The 10770-nt window shown below is 70.0% G+C and carries 10 protein-coding genes; 2 read left to right on the top strand and 8 right to left on the bottom strand.

Features of this window, described 5'->3' with window-relative positions:
- Window positions 1-154 precede the first annotated feature (154 nt).
- The 3 genes from ACGF4C_RS15700 to thyX form a co-directional block, all read right to left on the bottom strand.
- A complete protein-coding gene (locus ACGF4C_RS15700) occupies window positions 155-1840 on the bottom strand; it encodes a ribonuclease J (protein ID WP_393566596.1) in 1686 nt (561 codons plus the stop codon).
- A gap of 113 nt (window positions 1841-1953) precedes the next feature.
- Window positions 1954-2853: a 4-hydroxy-tetrahydrodipicolinate synthase gene (gene dapA, locus ACGF4C_RS15695; RefSeq protein ID WP_030417239.1), complete on the bottom strand. Its 900-nt coding sequence runs from the start codon at window positions 2851-2853 to the stop codon at window positions 1954-1956.
- Window positions 2854-3050: 197 nt separating this feature from the next.
- Window positions 3051-3809, bottom strand: coding sequence for an FAD-dependent thymidylate synthase (gene thyX, locus ACGF4C_RS15690; protein ID WP_393566594.1), 759 nt, complete (start codon window positions 3807-3809; stop codon window positions 3051-3053).
- 232 nt (window positions 3810-4041) lie between these two features.
- Here thyX and ACGF4C_RS15685 point away from each other — a divergent pair, with 232 nt between their 5' ends.
- Together ACGF4C_RS15685 and ACGF4C_RS15680 are read left to right on the top strand one after the other, a co-directional pair.
- Entirely contained in the window at window positions 4042-4281 is a 240-nt protein-coding gene (locus ACGF4C_RS15685; RefSeq protein ID WP_393566592.1) for a hypothetical protein, read from the top strand.
- A gap of 118 nt (window positions 4282-4399) precedes the next feature.
- Entirely contained in the window at window positions 4400-4954 is a 555-nt protein-coding gene (locus tag ACGF4C_RS15680; protein WP_393566591.1) for a hypothetical protein, read from the top strand.
- A gap of 294 nt (window positions 4955-5248) precedes the next feature.
- On the opposite strand, the gene ACGF4C_RS15675 is transcribed toward ACGF4C_RS15680, so the two are convergent.
- The 5 genes from ACGF4C_RS15675 to rpsO all read right to left on the bottom strand — a co-directional run bounded on the left by ACGF4C_RS15675 (window position 5249) and on the right by rpsO (window position 10702).
- Window positions 5249-5698, bottom strand: coding sequence for a hypothetical protein (locus ACGF4C_RS15675; RefSeq protein ID WP_393566590.1), 450 nt, complete (start codon window positions 5696-5698; stop codon window positions 5249-5251).
- A gap of 12 nt (window positions 5699-5710) precedes the next feature.
- The gene (gene dapB, locus ACGF4C_RS15670; RefSeq protein ID WP_393566588.1) at window positions 5711-6463 is read right to left on the bottom strand and encodes a 4-hydroxy-tetrahydrodipicolinate reductase; all 753 of its coding nucleotides are present in this window, start codon (window positions 6461-6463) and stop codon (window positions 5711-5713) included.
- A 59-nt stretch (window positions 6464-6522) separates the two neighbouring features.
- Window positions 6523-7902, bottom strand: a complete 1380-nt coding sequence (locus ACGF4C_RS15665) for a pitrilysin family protein (protein ID WP_030414164.1) — start codon at window positions 7900-7902, stop codon at window positions 6523-6525.
- Complete coding sequence (locus ACGF4C_RS15660; protein WP_030414165.1) at window positions 7899-10121, bottom strand: polyribonucleotide nucleotidyltransferase; 2223 nt, start codon at window positions 10119-10121, stop codon at window positions 7899-7901. Before ACGF4C_RS15660 ends, ACGF4C_RS15665 begins: the two co-directional genes overlap by 4 nt.
- Window positions 10122-10414: 293 nt before the next feature.
- Entirely contained in the window at window positions 10415-10702 is a 288-nt protein-coding gene (gene rpsO, locus ACGF4C_RS15655; protein ID WP_006602744.1) for a 30S ribosomal protein S15, read from the bottom strand.
- Window positions 10703-10770 lie beyond the last annotated feature (68 nt).

The following is a 10770-nucleotide window of genomic DNA, read 5'->3' as shown; positions in this document are numbered from 1 at the left end:
GCGCCCCGGGCGGGGGGGCCCCCCCCCCCCGGGGGGGGCGGCCCTCCCGGTCGCGGGCCCGCCAAAATGTTCGGGGGGGGGGGCCCCGTCGCCCCCCCCCCCCCCCCCCGCTCCGACTTGAGGACCTTCGTACGACTTCGTACGGGCCGGCGCGTCAGACCTCGACGATGACGGGGAGGATCATCGGGCGGCGGCGGTAGTTGTCCGACACCCACTTGCCGACCGCGCGACGGACCAGCTGCTGGAGCTGGTGGGGCTCGGCGATGCCGTCCTGGGCGGACTTGGCCAGCGCCTCGTCGATCTTGGGTACGACGGCCGCGAGGGATGCGTCGTCGATGCCGGAGCCACGGGCGTGCAGGTCCGGGCCACCGACGATCTTTCCGGTGCTGGAGTCCACGACCACGAAGACCGAGATGATGCCCTCGTCGCCGAGGATGCGGCGGTCCTTGAGGGAGGTCTCGGTGACATCACCGACCGACAGGCCGTCGACGTAGACATAGCCGGCCTGGACCTTGCCGGCGATCTTGGCGACGCCGTCGATCAGGTCGACCGCGACACCGTCCTCGGCGATGACGATGCGGTCCTTCGGGACACCTGTCAGCGCGCCCAGTTCGGCGTTGGCGCGCAGATGGCGCCACTCGCCGTGCACCGGCATGAGGTTCCGGGGCTTGCAGATGTTGTAGAAGTACAGCAGTTCGCCGGCCGAGGCGTGGCCCGAGACGTGGACCTTGGCGTTGCCCTTGTGGACGACGTTGGCGCCCCAGCGGGTGAGGCCGTTGATGACGCGGTAGACCGCGTTCTCGTTCCCGGGGATCAGGGACGAGGCCAGGATGACGGTGTCGCCCTGGACGATGCGGATCTGGTGGTCGCGGTTGGCCATGCGGGAGAGCGCGGCCATGGGCTCGCCCTGGGAGCCGGTGCACACCAGCACGACCTCGTCGTCCGGGAGGTCGTCGAGGGTCTTGACGTCGACGACCAGGCCGGCCGGCACCCGCAGATAGCCCAGCTCACGGGCGATGCCCATGTTGCGGACCATCGAGCGGCCGACGAAAGCGACCCGGCGGCCGTACTCGTGCGCCGCGTCGAGGATCTGCTGGATGCGGTGCACATGGCTGGCGAAGCTGGCGACGATGATGCGCTTCTGGGCGTTGGCGAACACCTGGCGCAGCACGTTGGAGATGTCGCGCTCCGGCGGGACGAAGCCGGGGACCTCGGCGTTCGTGGAGTCCACGAGGAGGAGGTCGATGCCCTCCTCGCCGAGCCGGGCGAAGGCCGGGAGGTCGGTGAGACGGCGGTCCAGCGGGAGCTGGTCCATCTTGAAGTCGCCGGTGTGCACGACCATGCCCGCGGGGGTGCGGATGGCGACGGCCAGGGCGTCCGGGATGGAGTGGTTGACCGCGACGAACTCGCAGTCGAAGGGGCCCAGACGCTCGCGCTCGCCCTCGGCGACCTCGAGCGTGTACGGGCGGATGCGGTGCTCCTGGAGCTTGGCCTCGATCAGGGCGAGGGTCAGCTTGGAGCCGATGAGGGGGATGTCCGGCTTCTCGCGCAGGAGGTAGGGGACGCCGCCGATGTGGTCCTCGTGGCCGTGCGTGAGCACGATGCCGTCGATGTCGTCGAGGCGGTCCCTGATGGACGAGAAGTCCGGCAGGATCAGGTCGATTCCGGGCTGCTCCTCCTCGGGGAAGAGCACTCCGCAGTCGACGATCAGGAGCCGGCCGCCGTATTCGAAGACCGTCATGTTGCGGCCGATCTCACCCAGGCCGCCGAGGGGGGTGACGCGCAGGCCGCCCTTGGGAAGCTTCGGCGGGGCGCCGAGCTCAGGATGCGGATGACTCAAAAGACTCTCCTCACCACACGCGCCACGCTGCCGTAGAGGCACGTGGCGCGCATGACATTCGTGCACTTGCTATAAGGCGGTTGTTGGTCCGTATTCAGTTGTGAAGTCTTTGATCAGAGCTGTACCCCGCCGGCGGCGAGATCGCGCGTGAGCTGCTCGGTCTCCTCGGGGGAGAGCTCGACGAGCGGCAGGCGCAGCGGTCCGCCGGGCAGGCCCTGGAGTCCGAGGGCGGCCTTGGTCGTGATGACGCCCTGGGTGCGGAACATGCCGGTGAAGACGGGCAGCAGCTTCTGGTGGATCTCGGTGGCCTTGGTGACGTCGCCGTTGAGGTGGGCGTCCAGGAGGGCGCGCAGCTCGGGGGTGACGACGTGGCCGACCACGGAGACGAAGCCGATGGCTCCCACCGAGAGCAGCGGGAGGTTGAGCATGTCGTCGCCGCTGTACCAGGCGAGACCGGAGCGGGCGATGGCCCAGCTGGCGCGGCCGAGGTCGCCCTTGGCGTCCTTGTTGGCGACGATCCGGGGGTGCTCGGCGAGCCGGACGATGGTCTCGGTGTTGATCGGGACGCCGCTGCGGCCGGGGATGTCGTACAGCATCACCGGCAGGTCGGTGGCGTCCGCGATGGCCGTGAAGTGGCGCAGCAGGCCCTCCTGCGGGGGCTTGCTGTAGTACGGCGTGACGGCGAGCAGGCCGTGGGCGCCGGCGTCCTGGGCGGCGCGGGCCAGCTCCAGGCTGTGGTGGGTGTCGTTCGTGCCGGCTCCGGCTACGACAAAGGCACGGTCGCCGACCGCATCGACCACGGCGCGGACCAGCTGGGCTTTCTCCGCGTCACTGGTGGTCGGGGACTCACCGGTGGTGCCGTTGACGACGAGGCCGTCGTTGCCGGCGTCCACCAGATGGGCGGCGAGCCGCTGCGCGCCGTCGAGATCGAGAGCGCCATCCGCCGTGAACGGCGTGACCATGGCGGTCAGCACCCGCCCGAAGGGGGTCTGCGGTGTGGAAGTCGGAGCCATGGGTCCCACGCTACTCGTAGCTCACCGTGGGATGCGCCTCTGGGGAGCAGGGATGTGGACTCCGGCACTGCCTGCTCGGGGGTTCAAGCAGTGCCGGGTCCGTCTGTTCAGCGTAGATGAACTTCTCAAAATGCCGCAATCCGGACACCTCGTACGCCTCTCCCGCGCACCCCGGCGTCCGGCCCGCGGCCTGGGCCTTACGGCGCGATCCGGCCGTTCGCATTGAATGCGCCGTACGTGAGCGGCATGAGCTTGGCCCAGTGGGCCTCCATCTGCTCGCCGACCATCTCGATCTCGCGCTGGGGGAAGGAGGGGACCTTCGCCTGCTCGTGTTGCGTCCGCAGGCCGAGGAAGTGCATCAGGGAGCGGGCGTTGCAGGTCGCGTACATCGAGGAGTACAGACCGACGGGGAGGACGGCGCGGGCGACCTCGCGGGCGACGCCGGCGGCGAGCATCTCCTGATAGGCGGCGTACGCCTGGCGGTAGGAGTCCTCCATGGCGCGGCCGGTGAGCTCGTGCTGCGCGGGGGTGCCCTCGACGAATTCGTACTTGCCCGGGCGGCCCTGCTGGACGAGCTTGCGGGACTCGCCGGGGACGTAGAAGACCGGCTCCAGCTGGCGGTAGCGGCCGGACTCCTCGTTGTACGACCAGCCGACGCGGTGGCGCATGAACTCGCGGAAGACGAAGATCGGCGCGCTGATGAAGAAGGTCATGGAGTTGTGCTCGAACGGGCTGCCGTGCCGGTCGCGCATGAGGAAGTTGATCAGGCCCTTGGATCGCTCGGGGTCCTTCTGGAGCTCCTCGAGGGACTGCTCGCCGGCCGTGGAGACCCGGGCCGCCCAGAGCACGTCGCTGTCCGCGGCGCTGTGCTTGACCAGCTCGACCGTCACCTCGCTCCGGAAGCTGACGGCTGCAGCCTCGGGGCTCTCAGCGCTCTCGGCGGGGGTGTGCGACACCGGCGGTTCCTTCCGTTCGATCCTCGTGCGCGACCAGCCTACGGCCCGCCACTGACAGTCCGGGAAATGCGGCGTGATGCCGCGTTAGCCACAAAAGGGACGTCCTATAGCAGGGGATCGAGCGGGAGTTGATATTTTTCACAGAAGTCTTGGAAAACGGGCACCAAACGGGCGGCGCAGACGTCTATCCCTGTGACAGTGCCCACTACGAGGTTCCTAGGAGAGCCCCCTCATGTTCCGCCGGCGCGAGCCCGTCCCGTTCGCCTTCGTCGCAGAGGCAGACCGGTTCCGCAGCAATGTCACTCCCCCGCCGCGTGCACGTCTCTCACGTACGCAGCTCGTCGGCCAGTCAATGATCACGCTAACAGTGATCGGCGGCCTTGCCGGCGCCCTGCTGTTCGGCGTTCCCGCACTGCAGCAGGACAGCTCGGCCTCCAACCGGGTGCATCAGTCCGAGGCCGCCCACCGCTGAGCGGCAGGGGACCGGGGCGGACCAAGTGGTTCCGCCCCGCCGGCCCCGATAGCCTCACCGGTCACAGCTTCCACCGGTACGCCCCCGCGTGCCGAGCAGCCACCAGTGAGGATCAGCCGTGCCCCTGCCCTTCCTGACGGCCGACCGCCACCTCGACAACGGTGCCGCCGAACTGGCCGCACTCCCGTACGACGAGCCCGACCACTGGCGCCGTCCCTACCGCCCCGGACCGTGGCGGGTAGGGGCGGCGGCTGTGTTTCTGCTGCTCGCGTCGTTCGTCTTCCTGTCCGCGATGATCATCGCGATGGCCGGCTCCCTGCCCGCGGCGGCCGCGGTGGTGGCGATCGGCGCCCTGCTCGTCGCGCTCGCGCTGCGGCTGCTGCGGGTGGGTGTGTGGGTCAGCGCCCGGGGCCTGCGCCAGGTGAACCTGCTGCGGACGGCCACGGAACCGTGGAGCGCGATCGCGTCGGTCCGTACGGTCCAGCAGCCGGTGCGCTGGCTCGGCCTGCCGCGGACCGTGCAGGGCCAGGCGCTCCTCGTCGAGCGGCGCCAGGGCGAACCGCTGCGGACCCTGGTCACGGACCACAGCGGCGACTTCCTCGGCCGACCGGAATCCTTCGAACATGCCGCGGACGTCCTGGAGGCCTGGGCGGCGGAGTACCGGCGGGGGTAGCGGCGGTAGGGGGCGGAGGGGGGAAGTTCCCTAGGGGGCAGCCGAACAGATCCCCTAAGGGGCGCAAAGGCCCCCTGCGATGCCACAACCGGTTGGGAGTGGGGGGTATTCCGGCGGGGTGTGCCGGGCTGGGACGGCGGGCGGCTCGGTATGCGTCGCCCGGCGCCGGCCCGCTCCGGTCCGGGTATTGCCGTCCTTGGCCAGGCCGCCGGCCGGTCCCCCGGCCCCACGTGCTGCCGGTGCCTGGCCAGACCGCCGACCCGGCCCGTCCTCACCCCTGTTGCCGCCCCTCCGTCAGGCCGCTGCCCCGCCCTCGTACAGGGTGATCGCGCGTTGCATCGCCTTGCGGGCGCGGGGGGTGTCGCGGGCGTCGTGGTAGGCGACGGCCAGGCGGAACCAGGTGCGCCAGTCGCCGGGGGCGGCTTCGGTTTCGGCCTGGCGGCGTGCGAAGACCTCGTCGGCGGAGTCCCGGTCGATGCGGCCGCCGGGGGTCCGCTTCAGTTCGTCGGCCGGGAGGCTGCCCTCCGACTCCAGTACCGCCGCGAGCCGGTGGGCGTTGCGGGCGAAGCGGGTGTTGTGCCACAGGAACCAGCCGCCGAGGCAGGGCAGCACGAAGGCCACCGCGCCCATGCCCATGGCGGCCGGCTCGCCGGTCAGCAGCAGCAGTACGCCCTCCATGGCCACCACGCCGAAGACGAGGACCAGAACGGTGGCGAGGAAGAAGTAGGTGAACTTTCCGCCCATGACTGTCGTGCCTCAGCCCAGATCGAGGAAGTTTTCCAGGCCCACCGTCAGGCCCGGGGTGGAAACCACGCGGCGGACGCCGAGCAGGATGCCGGGCATGAAGCTGCTGTGGTGGAGGGAGTCGTGGCGGATGGTGAGGGTTTCGCCCTCGCCGCCGAGGAGGACCTCCTGGTGGGCCAGCAGGCCGCGCAGGCGGACCGAGTGGACCGGGATGCCGTCGACGTCGGCGCCGCGGGCACCGTCCAGCGCGGTGGCGGTGGCGTCCGGCTGCGGCGCGCAGCCGGCCTGCGCGCGGGCCTCGGCGATCAGCTGGGCGGTGCGCGCCGCGGTGCCGGAGGGCGCGTCGGCCTTGTTCGGGTGGTGCAGCTCGACGACCTCGACGGACTCGAAGAACCGGGCCGCCTGCTGGGCGAACCGCATGGTCAGCACCGCGCCGATGGAGAAGTTCGGGGCGATCAGCACACCCGCCTGCGGTGCCGCGGCGAGCGAGGTGCGCAGCTGCGCGAGGCGGTCCTCGGTCCAGCCGGTGGTGCCGACGACGGCGTGGATGCCGTGCCGGACGCAGTAGTCGAGGTTGCCCATGACCGAGGCGGGGTTGGTCAGTTCGATCACGACCTGGGTGTCGTTCTCGACCAGCGTCTCCAGCTTGTCACCGCGGCCCAGGGCGGCGACCAGCTCCATGTCCTCGGCGGCCTCGACGGCCCGTACGGCCTCGGAGCCGATGCGGCCCCGGGCTCCGAGTACGGCCACGCGCAGCTTGCTCATCGTTTCCTGTCTTTCTGTCGGTGGTACGGCGACGGGCGGCCCCGCTCGCGCGGGCGGCGCTAGGCGACGATGTCGTCCAGGCGCGCCGCCTGCCGGTCCTTCAGCGGGCCGATGACGGAGAGCGAGGGGCGCCGGCCCAGGACCTCGCGGGCCACCTCGCGCACCTCGTCGGGGGTGACGGCCGCTATCCGGGCGAGCATCTCGTCGACCGACATCTGCTCGCCCCAGCACAGCTCGCTCTTGCCGATGCGGTGCATCAGCGCGCCGGTGTCCTCCAGGCCGAGGACGGTGGAGCCACGCAGCTGGCCGATCGCGCGGTGGATCTCGTCGTCGCTCAGGCCGTGCGCGGCCACCTGGTCGAGTTCGTCGCGGCAGATCTTGAGGACGTCGTCCACCTGGTTGGGGCGGCAGCCCGCGTAGACGCCGAACAGGCCGCAGTCGGCGAAGCCCGAGGTGTAGGAGTACACGCTGTAGGCGAGGCCGCGCTTCTCCCGGACCTCCTGGAAGAGCCGGGAGGACATGCCGCCGCCGAGGGCGGTGTTCAGTACGCCCATGGCCCAGCGGCGGTCGTCGGTGCGGGCCATGCCGGGGACGCCGAGGACCACATGGGCCTGTTCGGTCCTGCGGTTGAGCAGTTCGACGCGGCCGGCGGTGCGGATCGCGCGCGCTCCGGAGCGCGGTGCGACCGGGACGGCGTCCGTCCGGTCGAGCGCGCCGGCCTGCTCGAAGGCGCGGCGGACCTGGCGGACGACCTTGGCGTGGTCGACGTTGCCGGCCGCGGTGACGACGAGGTGGGTGGGGTCGTAGTGCTTCCGGTAGAAGCGGCGGATGCGGTCGGCGGTGAGGGCGTTGACGGTGTCGACGGTGCCCAGGACGGGGCGGCCGAGCGGGGTGTCACCGAGCATGGTGTGGGCGAACAGGTCGTGGACGCAGTCGCCCGGGTCGTCCTCGGTCATCGCGATCTCTTCGAGGATGACGCCGCGCTCGGCGTCCACGTCCTCGGCCTCGATCAGCGAGCCGGTGAGCATGTCGCACACCACGTCGATGGCGAGCGGCAGGTCCGTGTCGAGCACCCGCGCGTAGTAGCAGGTGTATTCCTTCGCGGTGAAGGCGTTCATCTCGCCGCCGACCGCGTCGATGGCCGAGGAGATGTCCAGCGCGCTGCGCTGCTCGGTGCCCTTGAACAGCAGGTGTTCGAGGTAGTGCGTGGCGCCGTTCAGGGTCGGGGTCTCGTCGCGGGAGCCGACGTGCGCCCAGATGCCGAAGGTGACGGAGCGGACCGAGGGCAGCGTCTCGGTGACGATGCGCAGGCCGCCGGGCAGGGTGGTCCGGCGGACCGTGCCGGCGCCCGCGGTGCCCTTGAGAAGCGTTTGGGTACGGGCGACGGCCCGCCCCTCCGTGGAGGTGCGGGCCGTCGTCGTGTGCGTACGGGACGTCACTTGGCGGCGTCGTCCTTCTTGTCTTCCTTGGCGGCGTCCTCTTCCTCGATCACGGGGATGAGGGAGAGCTTGCCGCGCTGGTCGATCTCGGCGATCTCGACCTGGACCTTGGCGCCGACGCCGAGCACGTCCTCGACGTTCTCCACGCGCTTGCCGCCGGCGAGCTTGCGGATCTGCGAGATGTGCAGCAGGCCGTCCTTGCCCGGGAGCAGGGAGACGAACGCACCGAAGGTGGTGGTCTTGACGACCGTGCCCAGGTAGCGCTCGCCGACCTCCGGCATGGTCGGGTTGGCGATGCCGTTGATCGTGGCGCGGGCGGCCTCGGCGGCCGGGCCGTCGGCGGCACCGATGTAGATGGTGCCGTCGTCCTCGATCGTGATCTCGGCGCCGGTGTCCTCCTGGATCTGGTTGATCATCTTGCCCTTGGGGCCGATGACCTCACCGATCTTGTCCACGGGGATCTTGACGGTGATGATCCGCGGGGCGTTCGGGGACATCTCGTCCGGGGTGTCGATCGCCTCCATCATCACGTCGAGGATGTGCAGACGGGCGTCGCGGGCCTGCTTGAGGGCCGCGGCCAGGACGGACGCCGGGATGCCGTCCAGCTTGGTGTCGAGCTGGAGGGCGGTGACGAACTGCTTGGTGCCGGCGACCTTGAAGTCCATGTCGCCGAAGGCGTCCTCCGCACCGAGGATGTCGGTGAGGGTGACGTAGTGGGTCTCGCCGTCGATCTCCTGGGAGATCAGGCCCATGGCGATACCGGCGACCGGGGCCTTGAGCGGCACACCGGCGTTCAGCAGCGACATGGTGGAGGCGCAGACCGAGCCCATGGACGTCGAGCCGTTGGAGCCGAGGGCCTCGGACACCTGGCGGATCGCGTAGGGGAACTCCTCGCGGGTCGGCAGGACCGGCATCAGCGCGCGCTCGGCGAGCGCGCCGTGGCCGATCTCGCGGCGCTTCGGGGAGCCGACGCGGCCGGTCTCGCCGGTGGAGTACGGCGGGAAGTTGTAGTTGTGCATGTAGCGCTTGCGGGTCACCGGGGAGAGGGTGTCCAGCTGCTGCTCCATGCGGAGCATGTTGAGGGTGGTGACGCCCAGGATCTGGGTCTCGCCACGCTCGAACAGGGCGGAGCCGTGCACCCGCGGGATCGCCTCGACCTCGGCGGCGAGCGTACGGATGTCCGTGACGCCGCGGCCGTCGATGCGCTTCTTCTCCTTGATGACGCGCTCACGGACCAGGGTCTTGGTCAGCGAGCGGTACGCGGCGGAGATCTCCTTCTCGCGGCCCTCGAACTCCGGCAGGAGCTTCTCGGCGGCGAGCGCCTTGACGCGGTCGAGCTCCGACTCGCGCTCCTGCTTGCCGGCGATGGTCAGCGCCTGGGCGAGCTCGTCCTTGACGGCCTTGGTGAGGGCCTCCAGGACGTCGTCCTGGTAGTCGAGGAAGATCGGGAACTCGCCGGTCGGCTTGGCGGCCTTGGCGGCCAGGTCCGACTGGGCCTTGCACAGGACCTTGATGAACGGCTTCGCGGCCTCCAGGCCGGCGGCGACGACCTCTTCGGTCGGGGCCTCGGCGCCGTCCTTGACCAGCTGGATCGTCTGGTCGGTGGCCTCGGCCTCGACCATCATGATCGCGACGTCGCCGTCCGGGAGGACCCGGCCGGCCACGACCATGTCGAAGACCGCGTCCTCGAGCTCGGTGTGCGTCGGGAAGGCGACCCACTGGCCCTTGATGAGGGCGACGCGGGTGCCGCCGATGGGGCCCGAGAAGGGCAGGCCGGCCAGCTGCGTGGAGCAGGAGGCGGCGTTGATGGCGACCACGTCGTAGAGGTGGTCGGGGTTGAGCGCCATGATCGTCTCGACGATCTGGATCTCGTTGCGCAGGCCCTTCTTGAAGGACGGGCGCAGCGGGCGGTCGATCAGGCGACAGGTGAGGATGGCGTCCTCGGAGGGACGGCCCTCACGACGGAAGAAGGAGCCGGGGATCTTCCCGGCCGAGTACATCCGCTCCTCGACGTCGACGGTCAGCGGGAAGAAGTCCAGCTGGTCCTTCGGGTTCTTGGAAGCGGTGGTGGCCGACAGCACCATGGTGTCGTCGTCCAGGTACGCCACGGCGGAGCCGGCGGCCTGCTTGGCCAGGCGGCCCGTCTCGAAGCGGATGGTGCGGGTGCCGAAGGAACCGTTGTCGATCACGGCTTCGGCGTAGTGGGTCTCGTTCTCCACCAGGAATATCTCCTCGTCTGCGTCTGCTGCCCGTATGGCGGCAGACCGTCTTCGGTGGAGCGCCGGTGCGGGCCGGTCTTCGATCGAAGCACCCGGAGTGATGGCGCATGGTGTCCATGGATCGTCCGGGGGCCACTACCGAGGACCGGCGGCCAGGAGGCGCTCCTACCGCCTTCGCTTTTGCGATATGGCACCAGAGTACAAAGCTTCCGTCCACCATGAGGTGGCACGGACATCCGGTGCGTATGGCAAAGGGAGCGGTCCCCGGTGGGAACCGCTCCCTTTACGGCGTCTTACTTGGCGCCCGCCGCGCCGCGGCGGATGCCCAGGCGCTCGACCAGCGCGCGGAAGCGCGTGATGTCCTTCTTCGCCAGGTACTGCAGCAGGCGGCGGCGCTGGCCGACCAGCAGCAGCAGACCACGGCGGGAGTGGTGGTCGTGCTTGTGGGTCTTGAGGTGCTCGGTCAGGTCCGAGATGCGGCGGGAGAGCATCGCGACCTGGACCTCGGGGGAGCCGGTGTCACCCTCCTTGGTGGCGAACTCGGCCATGATCTGCTTCTTCGTAGCGGCGTCGAGCGACACGCGTACTCCTTGGGGTCGGGGCCGTCGAGCGTCCCTGGTCTGCTTCACAGGAATCGTTGAATGACTCG

Origin of the sequence: Streptomyces sp. NPDC048197 (assembly GCF_043202395.1) — a bacterium.
Taxonomy (GTDB): Bacteria; Actinomycetota; Actinomycetes; order Streptomycetales; family Streptomycetaceae; genus Streptomyces; species Streptomyces siderophoricus.
This window is presented reverse-complemented; position numbering and strand designations above follow the sequence as displayed.